This is a genomic window from Ruegeria sp. N7, assembly GCF_056531345.1.
Window position 1 is genome coordinate 19230 of the sequence record NZ_JBQFLR010000015.1, and the last position, 15762, is coordinate 34991.

The 15762-nt window shown below is 54.9% G+C and carries 16 protein-coding genes; 8 read left to right on the top strand and 8 right to left on the bottom strand.

Annotated elements, in window-relative coordinates:
* Nucleotides 1–218 precede the first annotated feature (218 nt).
* Together ACR0ES_RS15360 and ACR0ES_RS15365 are read right to left on the bottom strand one after the other, a co-directional pair.
* Nucleotides 219–962, bottom strand: coding sequence for an FHA domain-containing protein (locus tag ACR0ES_RS15360; protein WP_480871237.1), 744 nt, complete (start codon nucleotides 960–962; stop codon nucleotides 219–221).
* Entirely contained in the window at nucleotides 959–1510 is a 552-nt protein-coding gene (locus tag ACR0ES_RS15365) for a hypothetical protein (protein ID WP_480773841.1), read from the bottom strand. Before ACR0ES_RS15365 ends, ACR0ES_RS15360 begins: the two co-directional genes overlap by 4 nt.
* Here ACR0ES_RS15365 and ACR0ES_RS15370 point away from each other — a divergent pair.
* Complete coding sequence (locus tag ACR0ES_RS15370) at nucleotides 1510–1932, top strand: hypothetical protein (RefSeq protein ID WP_480773840.1); 423 nt, start codon at nucleotides 1510–1512, stop codon at nucleotides 1930–1932. The two genes, ACR0ES_RS15365 and ACR0ES_RS15370, sit on opposite strands and share 1 nt — an antisense overlap.
* A 55-nt stretch (nucleotides 1933–1987) precedes the next feature.
* Here the strand turns inward: ACR0ES_RS15370 and ACR0ES_RS15375 are convergent, their stop codons facing one another.
* The 4 genes from ACR0ES_RS15375 to ACR0ES_RS15390 all read right to left on the bottom strand — a co-directional run bounded on the left by ACR0ES_RS15375 (nucleotide 1988) and on the right by ACR0ES_RS15390 (nucleotide 4721).
* Nucleotides 1988–2734, bottom strand: a complete 747-nt coding sequence (locus ACR0ES_RS15375; RefSeq protein ID WP_480773839.1) for an anti-sigma factor family protein — start codon at nucleotides 2732–2734, stop codon at nucleotides 1988–1990.
* Nucleotides 2731–3240, bottom strand: coding sequence for an RNA polymerase sigma factor (locus tag ACR0ES_RS15380; RefSeq protein ID WP_480773838.1), 510 nt, complete (start codon nucleotides 3238–3240; stop codon nucleotides 2731–2733). The genes ACR0ES_RS15375 and ACR0ES_RS15380 overlap by 4 nt, the downstream gene beginning before the upstream one ends.
* Nucleotides 3241–3282: 42 nt before the next feature.
* Complete coding sequence (locus tag ACR0ES_RS15385; RefSeq protein ID WP_480773837.1) at nucleotides 3283–3675, bottom strand: COG4315 family predicted lipoprotein; 393 nt, start codon at nucleotides 3673–3675, stop codon at nucleotides 3283–3285.
* A gap of 407 nt (nucleotides 3676–4082) precedes the next feature.
* Nucleotides 4083–4721 (bottom strand): TetR family transcriptional regulator C-terminal domain-containing protein, encoded by a 639-nt coding sequence (locus ACR0ES_RS15390; protein ID WP_480773836.1) that lies wholly within the window; start codon nucleotides 4719–4721, stop codon nucleotides 4083–4085.
* 130 nt (nucleotides 4722–4851) lie between these two features.
* Between ACR0ES_RS15390 and ACR0ES_RS15395 the strand changes: the two genes are divergently transcribed.
* The 7 genes from ACR0ES_RS15395 to ACR0ES_RS15425 are packed head-to-tail and all read left to right on the top strand — an operon-like array spanning nucleotide 4852 to nucleotide 13722.
* Nucleotides 4852–5709, top strand: coding sequence for an ABC transporter permease (locus ACR0ES_RS15395; RefSeq protein ID WP_267366088.1), 858 nt, complete (start codon nucleotides 4852–4854; stop codon nucleotides 5707–5709).
* Nucleotides 5706–6494, top strand: coding sequence for an ABC transporter permease (locus ACR0ES_RS15400; RefSeq protein WP_480588105.1), 789 nt, complete (start codon nucleotides 5706–5708; stop codon nucleotides 6492–6494). Before ACR0ES_RS15395 ends, ACR0ES_RS15400 begins: the two co-directional genes overlap by 4 nt.
* Nucleotides 6491–7588: an ABC transporter ATP-binding protein gene (locus ACR0ES_RS15405; protein WP_480871238.1), complete on the top strand. Its 1098-nt coding sequence runs from the start codon at nucleotides 6491–6493 to the stop codon at nucleotides 7586–7588. Before ACR0ES_RS15400 ends, ACR0ES_RS15405 begins: the two co-directional genes overlap by 4 nt.
* Nucleotides 7589–7605: 17 nt before the next feature.
* Nucleotides 7606–8667 carry an ABC transporter substrate-binding protein gene (locus ACR0ES_RS15410; RefSeq protein WP_480871239.1) on the top strand — a complete coding sequence of 354 codons (1062 nt, stop codon included), beginning with the start codon at nucleotides 7606–7608 and terminating at the stop codon, nucleotides 8665–8667.
* Nucleotides 8668–8727: 60 nt separating this feature from the next.
* Nucleotides 8728–10794, top strand: a complete 2067-nt coding sequence (locus ACR0ES_RS15415) for an FAD-dependent oxidoreductase (RefSeq protein WP_480487990.1) — start codon at nucleotides 8728–8730, stop codon at nucleotides 10792–10794.
* The gene (locus ACR0ES_RS15420) at nucleotides 10791–12365 is read left to right on the top strand and encodes a trimethylamine methyltransferase family protein (protein WP_480871240.1); all 1575 of its coding nucleotides are present in this window, start codon (nucleotides 10791–10793) and stop codon (nucleotides 12363–12365) included. Before ACR0ES_RS15415 ends, ACR0ES_RS15420 begins: the two co-directional genes overlap by 4 nt.
* Nucleotides 12358–13722, top strand: a complete 1365-nt coding sequence (locus ACR0ES_RS15425) for an aminotransferase (protein ID WP_480773831.1) — start codon at nucleotides 12358–12360, stop codon at nucleotides 13720–13722. Before ACR0ES_RS15420 ends, ACR0ES_RS15425 begins: the two co-directional genes overlap by 8 nt.
* A 292-nt stretch (nucleotides 13723–14014) precedes the next feature.
* On the opposite strand, the gene ACR0ES_RS15430 is transcribed toward ACR0ES_RS15425, so the two are convergent.
* Together ACR0ES_RS15430 and ACR0ES_RS15435 are read right to left on the bottom strand one after the other, a co-directional pair.
* Entirely contained in the window at nucleotides 14015–14884 is an 870-nt protein-coding gene (locus ACR0ES_RS15430) for an EamA family transporter (RefSeq protein ID WP_480487995.1), read from the bottom strand.
* A gap of 3 nt (nucleotides 14885–14887) precedes the next feature.
* Nucleotides 14888–15673: a phosphodiesterase gene (locus ACR0ES_RS15435; protein WP_480546016.1), complete on the bottom strand. Its 786-nt coding sequence runs from the start codon at nucleotides 15671–15673 to the stop codon at nucleotides 14888–14890.
* Nucleotides 15674–15762: the final 89 nt, after the last annotated feature.

Below are 15762 nucleotides of genomic sequence, written 5' to 3' on the forward strand. Positions count from 1 at the left end.
CCGGTAGTCTGATGTCAAACAAATTTACCATGACGTCAGGGTGATCCACCCGAAACCTGTACCGAGGTCTTGTCGCAACCGGATCGCAATTGATGACCGTGGAATCCTGAGTGACTAACCAATTCCAAAGTCAAATTTAGGGAATTAACCAGCCGAAATACCTGCCGTGCATTTGTAGCTAACAAACTATGCTAAAACCCGCGGTACGTTGGAACTGGTCACCTGACCGTGGCAATCTGGACATTTCCTACACGGAACCGACCATCCGCGGCCAACGGTACCCATTTTTCAGGACCGACACGCCGTCCACCTGTCCAGGTTCCGTTCGTTGAGCCCATATCACGAATAAAAAGATCGCCCGTTTTTTCTACGCGTAAAACACAATGCTGACCCGAAGTTCTTTCGCTGCGAGAAAGCGCAAGATCAGCCCAGTTCTTGTCACGTCCGATTTTGATCTGATGTGTGTTAGACAAGCCTTTAACATTCCGAAACTCGACAAACTTGCCGCGATCCGGGCCGTTCAGAACAACCAGTTGCCAAAAGGCCAAGGCGCGGGGAGCCATCGGGCTGTACCATGTCACATCGGCTGCCCTGTCATATCGGGATGCGACATTTGGATTTGCTCCGGTTAAGCCAAACGACATGACCTTTTTCAACGCGCGGGTAGAACGCCGCATATGAGATACCGGATTGCCGCGTTTGTCGCGCATATTCAGACGTAAGGCATATCGTCCCAGGCTGTGCCCACCAAGAAAACCTTCGCAGATCAACCAGTAGCTAAGGACCAGGATCAGATAAAGCCCTACCGGTAAGGCCAGACCGGTATTTCCCAACCGTAGTTCCTGACGCAACACAGGTTCCAAAGTGACCAATACAAAACCCAGAAACATAAAATCTAGGACAGCGGCGGCGCTCAGCAGGCGCGCGGCGTTTTTTGAATCCAGAGGTCCACCGAGCTTCATGTCCGTGCCCCCAACAAAGTAAGCACCATAAAAAGGGCCGCGCCGATCGAGAATAGGAACAGCGCGTCGCACCTGACCCGCAGTGCTCGCCTCCCACCTGCACCGGCGCTTTGAAAATGGAATCCAGCGACCCACAGGGCAAGACCCGTTCCTGCGACAGTGAATAACAGGATTTCCGGCAAGACCTGTTGGTGGGGCGCAATAGAAAGCCAGTCAGCGGCCCCCACCATAAGGCCGCCCCACAAAAGCGCGACGACATAAGCTGCAAAGCCAAGAGACTCATTTCTTTGCTGACTTAGCTTTCCGACAAGTGCACCCAATCCCCATCCCAATGCCGCAGCGACTAAAACTAATAATGTCAGGCGGACAGGTAAAGACAGTGAAGAAACCTGAGCATTGAACACAATACTGGACGTATTGTTCGTCAAATTGGAAGTAATACCGAGAAACGCAAGAAATGCGCCAACTCCGGCACCGAGGTGCCCAAGGAAGGTAAAAATATCATTTGCGAGTGAGAGTTTATCTCTGATATCAAAGGGTAATTTCATTGAAAATCTCGAAGGCAGATCTGAGTAACCTGGAAGAAGCATTGCGGATCATTGTCGACCAGGCCGAGCGGAACGTCGTGAACCCTGATCAGTTCTTTGCACAGGTTCTGGGAGTTGCCGCAGACATGAGCCGCAGACCTGATCAGGTATCACGCCAGTCAGACCCCAGCCTTGCCGAAGCAGTGGCGTTGGACGAATACCTGTCTGACCTGCCCTATAAGTCTCAGATCATGACTATTACTGAAGATGATTGGGTGCGCCTTCCGATTTCAGAACAGCAAACCATCGTCAACGGGCTATATGACAAGATCGAACGGTACCGGCGGTACAACGAGTCGACCGATCAATGGGTTGATTACCTCGGGGCCGGGCCGCAGGCAGGAAACTTGCTGTACCCGATGTTGTTAGATGATTTGCCATAACCCCAAAGGTGTTGTCGCAAATCTTCCGCGCGAGCCAAGCCGTCGAAAGCGGTCTCTAGATCATTTGACCATGCGCCAAGCGGGCGATGTGCTCCATCGGGTCACGTTTCTGGTCCCCGACCAACGTATACTGCCAGGGCCCGTCCTGCCAGAAGACGACAAGATATCCGTCCTCTTGTCGAAACCGAAATGATTGGGTTTGAGTTGTGTCGCCATGTGTGGCCATCAAACTCAACCGATCACCTTCAGCATTCTCGTACATAAATAAAGCTGAGGCTTGGTCTCCTGCGGGCAGAAGGCGTCCTCCAATCAGGGAAAACCCGGTTTCCCCAAGTTGTGGCGCGATAATGGCAGAGCCCAGACGATTGGAGAGCCAGGTTTGCAAGTGATCCTTTTCGTCCACGGCAACTTCCACAGGGTGTAGAACTTCAACGGCGAATAAAGAATGCGCCGCTTTTGCGTGTTGCGAAAACAATGCCAGATCGTCGGTTGTCCGACTGTTCCAAGGTTCCAAATAAGATCCCAAACCAAAACCAACAGCAAAAACCGCAACCGAAGCAACCAGCCTGAAAGAGACTGGCGAGGGTAGCGTGGCCTGTTTTTGCAGACCTCGAAGATGTGCCGCAGAAGGAACAGGGACCGCCTTGTCTATCAGGTCTGTTTGACGCTGCATTGCACGAAAACGCGCTGCATCGTCCGGGTGTCGGGCAAGGTGACGGTCAAGGCGTTCGCTCTCTTCCGGTGACAACTCACCGTCTATGCTACGTTGAACCAAGTCTTCGATGGATGGGGTGTGCGTCATTTCACGCTCCTGATCTTCACGGCGGCCGAAGCGTCCATTTCAGATTTGATTTTAGTACGCGCGCGCGATATCCGCGACATTAGCGTACCCTTTGGAATGGACAAAGTTGTGGCCGCTTCGTCATAACTTAGCCCACCAATCACTACAGAAAGAAGGGCCTCTCGCTGATCTTGGGGAACAGAATCCAGCGCCTTCCAGACTGCCTTGATTTCCAACCGTTCTTCGGCCGTGCTTGTCGTAGCTGCCAGTGTTGAAATGTTATCGAGATCGACAGTGTTGAATTTGGTTTCTCGACGCCACCTGTCCCGATAGAGGTTTAACAATATTTTAGTGAGCCATGGTTTCAACGGCCGCCCCGGAAGCCAAAGCAATCGTTTGCGCAGGGCGCGTTCAACACAATCCTGCACCAGATCATCCGCCGCATCACGATCACGGGTCAGCGACCAGGCATAACGCCAAAGATCGGGGAGGCAGTTTTCAAGCTGGTTTTCAAATGACTGAAGCATGTACGTAAGCCGGGGGAGGAAACCTTCCCCCGGCACCAAGGTTCAGGGTCGTGCGATATGCCAAACACCTTTTACACCGTCCCCTGTCATGTCCCCAGGATTTTCGTCTTTGAACCATAGATAAAGCGGCTTTCCTTTGTAGGCGACCTGAAAGCTGCCATCCTTGCGTTCGATCAGGCTGTAGCCTTTTTTCAGTTCCATGTTGGCATCACCCATCAGCGGCGGCCATTTGGTGGCACAGTCATCATAGCAATTCGAAACGCCTGTTTCGTCCTTGTCAAAGGTATAGAGAGTCATCTTGTGCGCATCCATCAGGAAGGTTTCTCCGTTGAGCTTGCCAGTTACGGCTGGCGCACCGGTGTGACCATCCGCAAATGAACCGGTTGCAGTCGCAACCAGCGCGACACCAGAAAAAGTAAGGGACTTTAGGGACATTGTATTCTCCGACTGTTTCAGGTCTGCCGGATGGCAGACAATACAACTACGAAGGCACCTGGAAAAAATTCCCCAAAGTGAAACATTTTTTCGGCGGCGTGTGGGCATTGTTTTGATGGTAAAGCCAGAGTCCACGCCTATGGGAAAGGTCACGCATATCCAGTTTGGGTACGAAGAACCTGTATCTGTTCGACAAGTGGGACAAGCGCGTTAGGGCCCGTGGGGCAGGGTGCTTCGTCACCTGTCAGTATCTGAAGTAAGGACATTTAAGTGTTGGCACGGCTATCGCGAATCTTGCAAAACGAAAGCACAGGCGAGCTGATTGCATGCGCCCGGAACAATTATCTCTCAGAAACTTCTGTCTCCGAGCTATCCAATTTGAATTGGAACGCCGCCTAGACTTAGACCTAGAATTTTCCGGGGAAAAGTCCGCATAAAAACCTTCGAACAAGGTTGACAGAGCGGCGGCGTGAAAATCCCTGCATATCGGTTAGGTAGTTCACCCACATCCCCTCCAGCAAGGCCAGCGTTCCGCTGGTTGCGTCATCTACCAGGTTCGGGTCGCCCCTGTTTTCCGAGGCTATCTCTGTGAACGCGGACCGCAAGGTTTCGACAAGTTTGTCATCCTGAGTGCTGCTGTAACGGGCGATACCTGGATGAGAGCTTGCGATACCCCGAAACGCATGCCAGATTTTAGTACTGCGGGGATTGAGCAGTGCTTCTGACAGGTCGGCCTCAATCACTGCCATAACACGGTCTTCGGGTCTTGCGCTCGCGCCCAGATCTGTCCGTCTGTCCATCTCGGCATAATACTCGGTGCTGAAATGCTGGGCGGCTGCGGTCAGTAAATTGTCCTTACCCCCGAAATGCAAATGGATCATTCCGCGTGACAGACCGGAGCGCTCGCAGATTCGGCTGACCGAGGTATCGGTAACCCCAATATCGGCAATCGTGTCCAGAGTCGCGTCGATCAGTAGCTGTTTATTGGCTTCCGGATCCCGCTTTGAACCGCGTTTTTGTTCCTTGACACTTTGCGCTTTATTCAATGTTACCAACCGTTTGTGAATGTCTCATAGAGGTAGCTCACAGGAATATTGACACGAAAGGCCATTCTGGCGCAACATTTAATGGACGATCGTCCATTAGTGACTCGTGAATTGCGGGAAGGGAGGTTGGGTGATCTTTCGCAGCGAAGCGTCCCGGGGATATACCCTCAGCGCGCCAGCCACGGCTTACGTGGGCTTTCTGGTCGCGGCGCCATTGGTGATCCTGATTGCCTATTCATTCTGGACCCAAACCTATGTGACGCTCGACAAGACACCGACACTGAAGAATTACAGCGATGCGTTTGCGGATCCGCTGGTCCGGCACCTGATGCTCAGATCAATCTGGATTGCCGGAGCGGTGACCATAGTCACCGTCGCGCTGGCCTATCCCATCGCGTATTTTATCGCGATGAAGGCCCAGAAAAAGACCATCTGGCTTCTGCTCATCACCATTCCGTTTTGGTCCAGCTATCTGCTGCGCGTATTTGCCTGGAAGCTCATTCTGGGGTTCAACGGCGTGATGAACTCTGCGCTTCTGGCGCTGGGTTTGATCAGCGAACCTCTCGACTTCCTGCTCTACAACGAATTCGCAGTCGTGCTGACGCTCGCTCATGCCTGGGCACCATTTGCGATCCTGCCGATCTATGTCTCACTGCAAAAGATCGATCCGAGCCTTCTTGAGGCTGCAACAGATCTTGGGAACAGCCCCTTTCAACGTTTCATGCGGGTGACCCTGCCACTGACGATCCCAGGTATCATTGCTGCTTGCCTGATCATCTTCATCCCTACCGTCGGTGATTATGTGACCCCGGCTTTGGTTGGTGGTTCAGACGGGAAGATGATCGCCAATCTTATTCAGGTGCAGTTCGGGGCCGCCAACAACTGGCCCCTTGGGGCCACGCTGTCGCTGATCGCAATGCTTTCGGTGGGTTTTGTGGCCATCGTGTTTGTGATGTCCGCGACGCGGCTGGGGAGGCGGATCAGATGAGACGTCCTTCGACCCTGACAGCCTATGCGTTCCTGTATCTGCTGTTTCTGTATCTGCCGGTTCTGTTCCTGCCCCTGTTCTCTTTCAATAGCGGCACAATCGTTGCGTTCCCGATTAAGGGCTGGACACTGGACTGGTATCGTAAGCTAGGCGAGCAGGACACGTTGATCCAGGCGCTTTGGAACTCGCTTGCCGTCGGAACTGTTGTTGCCCTTCTGTCGACCGCCATGGGGCTGTTCGCCGCCCGTGCCTTTGTTCGGTACCGTTTTCGGGGTCAACGCGCGGCAGAAGGTCTGGTGATGCTGCCTTTGGTGATCCCAGGTATTATCGTCGCCTCTTCAATGCTGGTCCTGTTTCTGTTTCTTGGTCTCAAGCCGTCATTGCTGACCGTCATTCTGGGCCACACGTTTCTCGCGCTGCCGTTCTCTGTCTCGATCTTGAAATCAGCCTTTGATGACTTCGATGCATCACTGGAGGAAGCATCTTACGATCTGGGCGTCGGTGTGTTCGAAACCTTCCGCCGCGTGACGCTGCCGGTCGTCGCCCCCGGTATCGTAGCCAGTGTTTTGGTCACATTCACCGTCAGTTTCGATGAATTCGTCCTTGCCTTTTTCCTGTCCGGCAACCAGCCAACCCTGCCGGTTTACATCTGGAGCCAGATCCGTTTCCCCGCCAAGCTTCCAAATGTGTTGGCGCTGGGGTCGATCCTGCTGCTGACTTCGGTTCTGCTTCTGGTTCTGGCCGAATACTTCCGCCGCCGTTCATCCGCATCAGAGGTCCGATGACACACAGAAACATCATAGAGCTCAGGGACGTCGAAAAGCGCTACGGAACATTTGTGGCCGCGAGCGGAATAAACCTTGACCTCAGAGAGGGTGAGTTCTTTTCGCTCCTCGGTCCTTCAGGGTGTGGCAAGACCACGGTTTTACGCATGATCGCGGGCTTTCAGGAACCCACCAGGGGGAAGGTGCTGATTGACGGTCAGGATATGGAAGGAGTGCCGGCCAACAACCGCCCGACGAACATGGTCTTCCAAAGCTACGCAATCTTCCCACACCTCAATGTCGGGAACAACGTAGCCTACGGGTTGCGGGGCAAAGCGCCCAAGGCCGAGATCGACCAGCGCGTCGCCGAAGCTTTGGAAATGGTCGAACTGGGTGGTCTTCAGGATCGCGGCGCAAGCGAGTTGTCGGGCGGGCAGCGTCAAAGGGTGGCGCTTGCCCGCGCGCTGATCATGCGGCCAAAGGTGTTGCTTTTGGATGAACCCTTGTCAGCGCTTGACAAGAAGCTGCGTGAACAGATGCAGTTTGAAATGCGCAATCTGCAACAGTCGCTTGGCATTACCTTTGTGATGGTCACGCATGACCAGTACGAGGCTATGACCATGTCCGACCGTATCGGCGTGATGTTCAACGGACAACTCAAACAAGTTGACACGCCAACGACGCTTTATGCCCGTCCCTGTGATCAACAAGTGGCCAGCTTCATCGGTGAGATGAACATATTGCCGGCCCGGTTACTGAGCGAAAGCGGTGACATGTTGTCAATCGATGCGGCTGCCTTCGGGCGGATGGAAATCGAGAGAAACCCCAATGTGGCGACCAGCGCCAGAAACATGAACATCGGTATTCGACCGGAACAGTTGGAGATTGCTGAGGACCGTCCTGAAGACTACCCATCAACGGTTCAGGGCACTGTCAGCAACGTCGCCTTCTACGGTGAGAATATTCACTACCACATTCAGGTGGCTGGGGCCGAGAAACCAATCTCGGTCTCGGTTCCGAACTATTTCCACACGGTCGACTTTAAACGCGGCGACGCCGTTTGGCTGGGGCTTCAGGCGGCTAGCGTGATCGATCTTGGTACGATCTCGGAATAAAACAGAGGGAGGATAGAATGAAACTTCAGGGAATTGCGGCCTTCGCGTGTGCGACGGCAATAACGACAGGCAGTGCCAGTGCAGGTGGCGCCGATCTGACGGTTTTTGACTGGTCGGGATATGAAGATCCCGGATTCTTTGCCAGCTACATGGAAAAATACGGGGATGAAGCGCCAAGCTATTCCTATTTCGGAAGCCAGGAAGAAGCCTTTACCAAGCTGAGTTCCGGTTTTACCGCTGATCTGGCACATCCTTGTTCTGACGCGGTCAGAAAATGGGTCGCAGCTGATCTGATTCAGCCTTTGGATGAAAGCAAGCTGACCAATTGGGCGGATGTGCTGCCCGAGATCAAAGAGGTCGACGCCATCGTTCTGAACGGCCAGCTTTACATGCTGCCGTTCGAATGGGGGAACACAGGTCTTATCTATCGCACCGACAAGATATCAGGGGATGACATCTCACTGCAATTGATGGCGGACCCGGCCTATGCAGGCAAAATCGCCATCCCGGATGCTGCATCGTCTGCTTATGCCTTGGCCGCGCTGGCAACCGGAAACGCGGATGACTACACCAACCTGAGCGATGAGCAATTCAAGGAAGCATCGGATTTCCTGCGCTCGATCCACCCGAATATGCGTTTTTATTGGTCCGATGCGGGTCAGTTTGACCAGGCCATGACCAGTGGCGAGATTGAAATGGGGTGGGCCTGGAACCAGTCCGAACTGAACCTGATCTGGAACGAAGTGCCCGCGGCCATGATGCGCAACGTGGACAAGGGCATCGCGACCTGGGCGTGTGGCTATGTGCATCTGAAATCGTCCACGACACCGGTCGATCAGGTCTATGACCTTTTGAACGCGCTTACGGACCCTGCCAGTGGTCAGTACATCATCGACAACTGGGGCTACCCGCATTCCAACGCAAAAGCGTTCGAAATCGCCGATCAGGGCAGTATAGAAGCCTATGGTTTTTCCGATCCCAAAAGCTTCTTCGAAGGCAGTTTGTTCTTTGATGCTGTGAACCCCGAGCTTGAGGCGAAGATGCTGGCCGAATTCGAGCGGATCAAAGCCGGCTTCTAACATAACCCACTATCCGGAGCCTTTAGGCTCCGGAACTCAACTACAGGAAAACGCGTGTTTATGTCGAACGCGAACCCATATGCTCTGCTTTTCGAACCGGTCCAGATCGGGCCCGTCACAGCCAGAAACCGCTTTTATCAGGTGCCGCATTGCACCGGGATGGGGCATCTCAGGCCGCGGGCGGACGCTGCCGTTCGGGGAATGAAAGCAGAAGGTGGCTGGGCCGTGGTGTCCAATCAGGAGACCGAGATTCACCCGACCTCGGACTTGTCCCCGTTCCCCGAAGGGCGATTGTGGGACGCACGCGATGTGCCTGCGCTGCGGCTGATGACAGATGCAGTGCATTCACATGGCGCGTTGGCGGCCATACAGCTGGTTCATAACGGCAACCACGCGCAAAACCTGCTGACCCGCGCTCCGGTTCTTGCACCGTCCGAGATGTCTGTGGATACGACGCAACCAAAGCACGCGCAGGCCATGGACAAGGCCGACATCCGGGAACTCCGCCGTTGGCACCGCGACGCGGCCCTGCGCGCGAAAGAGGCCGGCTTTGACATCGTTTATGTCTATGCCGGGCACAACATGACATTGGCGCAACATTTCATGCTAGCCCATATGAACCAGCGCAGCGATGAATATGGGGGGTCGCTTGAAAACCGTGTGCGGCTGACCCGTGAGTTGCTGGAAGACACCCACGATGCCATAGGCGACAGCTGTGCCGTTGCGTTCCGCTTTGCCATTGACGAGATGATGGGCGCCGACGGTATGCAGGCAGCAGAAGAAGGCCGCGCGGTTGTTGAGCTATTGGCCGATCTTCCCGACCTGTGGGACGTGAATGTCGCGGATTGGTCCAATGACAGCGCAACGACCCGTTTCCAGCCCGAAGATGGCTATCAGAACGCGTTTCTGTCCCACGTCAAACAGATCACCCGAAAACCTGTTGTTGGCGTGGGCCGACTGACGTCCCCGGACATGATGCTGTCGATGGTCAAAAAGGGAATTGTCGACCTCATCGGTGCCGCGCGGCCATCCATTGCGGACCCTTTCATTCCAAAAAAGATCGAGGAAGGCAGGATCGACGAAATCCGCGAATGCATCGGCTGCAATATCTGCGTGTCGTCGGACAATCTGGGTATTCCGATCCGTTGCACGCAAAACCCAACGATGGGCGAGGAATGGCGCCGTGGCTGGCACCCCGAGATCATCGCGCCGAAAAAAAGCGAGGCCGAAGTGCTGGTCATCGGCGGCGGACCTGCGGGGTTGGAATGCACGATGCAATTGGCACGGCGCGGGTATCAGGTGACTCTGGCCGAGGCCTCGGCCGAATTTGGTGGACGGGTAGGTATGGAAAGTAGACTTCCAGGCCTCGCCGCCTGGTCGCGCGTGGTTGACTATCGCCTGAACGATCTGAAACAGCGGGCCAATGTTCAGTTATTCACGGACAGCAAGCTCGAAGCCGGACAAGTCGCCGAGCTTGGCATCGAGCATGTCTTTGTTGCAACCGGCAGCCATTGGCGTGCCGATGGAGTGGGTCGCAATACGCAGCGCCGCCTGCCTAGGGTCACGCCGGATGCCAAGGTGTTGACGCCTGATGACATCATGAAAGGCGTTCTGCCCCCGGACGGCCCGGTGATGATCTATGATGATGATCACATCTATCTGGCTGGGGTGATTGCCGAGAAATTGGCGACTGCCGGATATCAGGTCATTTTTGCCACGCCTGAGAGTTTGGTTTCGGCCTACGCCGTTCACACATTGGAACAGTCCCGCATCCAGGCCCGCATGATCGAACTGGCGGTCGATATCCGCTGCAATCAGGTGCTTACGGCGGTTCAGAGCGACGCGGTGCGGATAGGCTGTGCCTTTACCGACCGCGAAACTGAAATCCCGTGCGCCTCAACGGTTCTGGTGACCGAGCGCCAGCGTGAAACCGCCCTTTTCGACAGCCTGAAGGGAGCCGGTTTGAAAACCCTTGACCTCATTGGTGATGCCGCGTCGCCGGGGCTGATCGCAGACGCAGTTTTTGCAGGTCATCGCGCCGCCCGCGATTTCGAACGCCCAAAGGCCGATGCAGACAAAGACTGGTTTCGCCGTGAGATTATTGATTTGGCAGAGGATGCAACATGAACAGCACCAATGAAGCACCCCGTTCACGTCGTCGCGGGGGCGGGGGGCGCGCAGCGCGTCTGAAGGTACAACAGACGACCACGGGTAACGAAGCCGTACGCGGGGGTCTGAGCGGCGGACGCTATAGACCGCTGACTCAGACCGATATGGAGAACATCCATCATGCAGCCTTGACCGTCCTGGAACAAACCGGAATTACCGACCATTTCCCGGAGTTGCTTGAGCTGGTGCTTCCCAAAGGTGCAGTGCTGAGTGACCTCAACCGGCTGTGCTTCCCACGCTCCCTGATGGAGGACATTCTGGCAGGTGCCGCCAAGGAGTTTTACGTCTATGCCCGAGGGGAGCGCGAAGGTAAGGACGACATGCATTGCACGGCAGAAAGCGTCTATTTTGCCAATTCCGGCACCGCCGTGACAACATTCGATTCCAAATCCAAAACCTATCGTCCGTCGGTTCTGCGTGATGTTTATGATTTCACCCGCCTGGTCGACCGGTTGGAAAACATACACATGCTGGGCGACACGGTTCTGGCGACGGATGTGACCGATGACTTCACCCATGACATGAACACCATTTATGCCATGCTTGCGGGCAGCCAAAAACCCGCCTGCCTGACTTTCCGTGACCGCAGCCACATTCCACATGCCATCCGCATGTTTGATCTGGCCCAAGGGGGCGAGGGGGCTTTCCTGAATAAGCCAAGCGTCATATTCGGCGGCTGCCCCATTGTTTCCCCCTTACGGATCGGCAAGGAAAATATGGAGATCCTGATTGATACCGCCAAACTTGGCCTGACTGTCGATCTGGCCGTGCCACCTCAAGCCGGGGCCACGGCACCTGCGACGCTTGCGGGAACGCTGGTTCAGACCGTGGCCGAAACACTTGCCTGCGTTGCCATCGTCAACCTGATCACGCCGGGTTGCCCCATCTGCTTTGCGGCCTGGCCCTTCATTACGGACTTGCGCAGCGGGTCTTTTACTGGCGGCAGCGGCGAACAGGCGCTGATCGGTGCCGCAGCAATTCAGATGGGCAACTTCTACGGCCTTCCCACTTCGGTGGGCGCAGGTATGACCGATGCAAAAATACCTGATGCGCAATACGGGCTGGAAAAGGCGCTGACCTTTACCCTTGCAGCGCATGCTGGCGCCAATCGCCTGTGCGAGTTTGGTGGCATGATCGGTAGCCTGATGGGATGCAGTTTTGAAAGCATGGTCATCGATGACGAAGCGGGCGGCATGATCCTGCGATCGTTGCGTGGGATAGAGGTTACTGATGAAACCATGGCGGTGGATGTGATTCACCAATGCGCCATAGATCCGGGTCATTTCCTCGGCAATCCGCACACGCTGAGCTATATGAACAGCGAATTTGTCTACCCACAGCTGATGGACCGCGAGCGTACGGACACTTGGGAGAATGAAGGGAAAACGGATCTGCTGGACCGCGCCCGCAACAAGGCGAATTCCATCCTCGACAGCCATTTTCCTAATTATTTTGGTGCTTTGGACGCTCGGGTGCGCGAAGAATTCCCTATTGTACTAAGCGCGGGAAGCATGGCCCGCCATGGATAACTCCAACGCCAAGCAATGGGACAACGACCACTTCCTGCACCCGTGGGAAGGGATGGAGGCTTTGGGTGAAAACGACCGCACCTTTATCGAAGGTGCCAGCGGCATCCATCTGATAAACGAAAAGGGGGCTCGCCTGATCGACGGTCCGGGGGGAATGTGGTGCACCCAGATTGGGTATGGGCGCACGGAAATGGCCGAAGCAATGGCCGAGCAAGCCCGGAATCTTGCCTATTTCTCACCCTTCAACAACACCAACTCGACTGCGGCACAGTTCGCCCGCGAAATCGCCAAACGTGCGCCCGGCGATCTGAATAATGTCTTCTTTACAACCGGCGGTTCCACCGCGGTTGATACAGCCATCCGGTTTGTCCATTTCCGCAACAACCTTATGGGTCGGCCAGAGAAAAAGAAAATCATTTCAAGGCAAAAAGCCTATCACGGAAGCACTTATCTGGCAGCCAGCGTCAGTGGAAAAGAACGTGACAGGCTTTGGCTCGACAAGGCCGACGACCTGGCGCATTTCCTGCCGGACGTGAACCCGCTTTACCGCGCGCCCGGTCAAAGCGATGAAAGCTTTCTGAACGAGAAAGCTGCCGATCTCGAAAACGCCATTGTGGCGCTTGGCCCGGATAATGTTGCCGCTTTTATTGCTGAACCGGTTTTGGCCTCGGGCGGTGTCATCGTGCCACCAATCGGATATCACGCACGCTGCCTGAACATCTGCAAGAAGTATGATGTTCTGTATATATCAGACGAGGTTGTCACGGCTTTCGGGCGATTGGGTCATTGGTTCGCTTCCGAGGCTGTCTTTGGCATTCAGCCCGACATAATCACCTGCGCCAAGGGGATGACATCCGGGTATGCGCCGATGGGGGCCGCGATTATCTCAGATCGACTGATAGCGGATGTTGCGGGAAAAGATGCCACCTTTTCGAATGGCTACACCTATTCGGGCCATCCGGTCAGCGCGGCTGCCGGGTTGAAAAACATCGAGATTATCGAGCGGGAAAAGATACTCGATCACGTTCGAAAAGTCGGCCCGGTTTTTCAGGATCAATTACAGCAGTTGCGCAAGATTGACATTGTGGCCGATGCGCGTGGGATGGGATTGATGGGGTGTGTTCAGTGCTCAGTCGATGGCGATCCCCAGAGCGAGCTTGGGCGCGACTATGAGATTGGCAGTCGTATCGATATGGAATGCCAGAAACGCGGTCTGCTTGTAAGACCCGTGATCAACATGTGTGTTCTTTCACCGCCCCTCATCATTACAAAAAGCGAAATCGAGCATATGTTTGCTATTCTGCGACAAGGGCTAGAAGCGACATCCGAGTGGCTCGGCAGGATCAGTGGCCGGTGACTGTTGCAGGCTGTCGCTGCGAAAACCTGGAGATCGGCTACCGTAGCGGCATTTAGATCTTAAGGATTGCCAAGTTCGTTTTCGTCAAGGAGTTGGCGTATTTGCACTGCCCGAGCGACTATAGCATCTACACGTTGGTTCCAGAGATGGAGTGTTTCGGATCATCAGTGTAGTCGTTTGCTTCTGTCGTGCACGGCCATTACAGGACCGGTTAATTACGTCCAGAGAGATCCCAAACAAGGCCAGTAAACGAAGGACGAGTTCGTAGCGCGTCAAGACAGTGACTACCGTTTCAACCTCGGGACAGCGTAATCAAAAGGATTCCCAATGCGATCAGGCTTGCCCAGCCGATACGGTGCAGAAAACGGGATTCCTTCAAGATGATCGCCGCGAGGGTCACTGAAACCGGGATCGATGCTTGCCGTACCGCGCTGACTGTGGCGGCTTCGGCCCCAAGCTGGAATGCGGTCAGGATGAACAAGTAAGACAGATAGGACGCAATCCCGGCAAAAGCGATCCGCACCGGTGCCTGTGCCCAGCCACGCACGACCCCCAGAAACGGGGCTGACAAGTGGCGATCTTCCCAGGCTCTGATGCCAGCAAGCAGCGGTGTCACCAGAATATAGGTGAAAAACAGGAAAGGTGCCGGATTGGTCAGCTTCATCGCTTGGGCATCGCTTAGCGAATAAGCGGCCGATCCCAGCATCGCCATACTTGCCAGCGCGAATGCTTTGTGATCATGCAGCAGCCCGCCAGGCGACTTCTGAATCATCAGGCTGCCTAGCAGGACCAATGCGATCCCCAGCAGGGTGAACCACGAGTAATGCTGATCAAGGGCCAGCCAGCTGAAGGCGACAATAGCAATCGGCGACGAACGGATAATCGGATAATAAACCGACAGGTTCCCACGTCTCAGGGCCGACAATGTGCCGTAGTAGTAGAAGGTCAACCCAAGGGCTGAGATTGCGACAAAGGGCCAGGTCTCAAGTGGCAGGCTCAATTCCTGACCCATAACCAGCGTATGAACCGCCGCCAGGATCACCCAGGTCAGAGACACTCCGACATAGCACGACACCGGATGCGCAACCCCTTTCAGCGTAAGGTCGCGCAATGGGTGGGTTGCCGCCGAAACCAGAACCAATGCGATCCAATAGGCTTCCATACCTCAGGTCTGATGCAATGGGTTGCGTTGCAGGAAAGTGTTGAAATGCACCGTCAGCTGATCCTCGGCGATCTGTACGACACCGTAGGCCGGAGGTTCGTCGCAGAACTCGCCATCGACACTGGCCGCATTCAACGGAATCTGATGGTTGAGACTGGGCAGGCTGGTAAATGGAATGCCACGCCAGTTCACATAGGTCATGCGGTGCACATGGCCGTAAAACACATGCCGAATGTTGCGCCCGTGTTTGAGTGCGTCAGCAAAGGCGTCCGCTTCGACCAGCCTGATCTCGTCCACAAGGGGAATGCCAAGGTCAAAGGGCGGGTGGTGCAGGAACACATAGGTTGGCTTGTCCTCGGCTTGGGTCAGTTGCTGCCTGAGCCAGTCCAGCCGGGCAGGGCAAAGCTGCCCTTCATGCACATCGCGCCCGTCTTTGGTTGAATCGAGAAACAAGAAAACCCCCTCATCCGTTTCGAACCGATGCTGGACAAACCCGTTGGCATCCTTTGGATGATCCGGGAAGACCGATTGGAAAACAGTTCGGTCGTCGTGATTTCCAATCAGCAGAAATGAGCGGAGCGGAAATGCGGCCAGTTTCGCCTTGAGCGCCCGATAGGCCTCATCCTCAGCAAATTCAGCCAAATCTCCAGAGATGACACAGAACGCCGCATCGGAATGCCACCGAAGGATATCGTCCAAACAGGCGTCCAGCCGCTGGGATGGAAAGCCGCCGTTTAGCGGGCCGGAGTCGCGGACGAGGTGTATGTCAGTGATGTGAATGAATTTCATCAGCCATTTTCCCCGAGTATTGCAAGAAACAAGGTATCGACGAAGTTTGCCGATCACACGGATTTAGTAAGAATTTCACTGGGTTCACT

Coding starts and splice junctions, on each gene's coding strand:
- ACR0ES_RS15360 (WP_480871237.1), bottom strand. CDS start 962: ATGAAGCTCGGTGGACCTCTGGATTCAAAAAACGCCGCGCGCCTGCTG.
- ACR0ES_RS15365 (WP_480773841.1), bottom strand. CDS start 1,510: ATGAAATTACCCTTTGATATCAGAGATAAACTCTCACTCGCAAATGAT.
- ACR0ES_RS15375 (WP_480773839.1), bottom strand. CDS start 2,734: ATGACGCACACCCCATCCATCGAAGACTTGGTTCAACGTAGCATAGAC.
- ACR0ES_RS15380 (WP_480773838.1), bottom strand. CDS start 3,240: ATGCTTCAGTCATTTGAAAACCAGCTTGAAAACTGCCTCCCCGATCTT.
- ACR0ES_RS15385 (WP_480773837.1), bottom strand. CDS start 3,675: ATGTCCCTAAAGTCCCTTACTTTTTCTGGTGTCGCGCTGGTTGCGACT.
- ACR0ES_RS15400 (WP_480588105.1), top strand. CDS start 5,706: ATGAGACGTCCTTCGACCCTGACAGCCTATGCGTTCCTGTATCTGCTG.
- ACR0ES_RS15405 (WP_480871238.1), top strand. CDS start 6,491: ATGACACACAGAAACATCATAGAGCTCAGGGACGTCGAAAAGCGCTAC.
- ACR0ES_RS15410 (WP_480871239.1), top strand. CDS start 7,606: ATGAAACTTCAGGGAATTGCGGCCTTCGCGTGTGCGACGGCAATAACG.
- ACR0ES_RS15415 (WP_480487990.1), top strand. CDS start 8,728: ATGTCGAACGCGAACCCATATGCTCTGCTTTTCGAACCGGTCCAGATC.
- ACR0ES_RS15420 (WP_480871240.1), top strand. CDS start 10,791: ATGAACAGCACCAATGAAGCACCCCGTTCACGTCGTCGCGGGGGCGGG.
- ACR0ES_RS15425 (WP_480773831.1), top strand. CDS start 12,358: ATGGATAACTCCAACGCCAAGCAATGGGACAACGACCACTTCCTGCAC.
- ACR0ES_RS15430 (WP_480487995.1), bottom strand. CDS start 14,884: ATGGAAGCCTATTGGATCGCATTGGTTCTGGTTTCGGCGGCAACCCAC.
- ACR0ES_RS15435 (WP_480546016.1), bottom strand. CDS start 15,673: ATGAAATTCATTCACATCACTGACATACACCTCGTCCGCGACTCCGGC.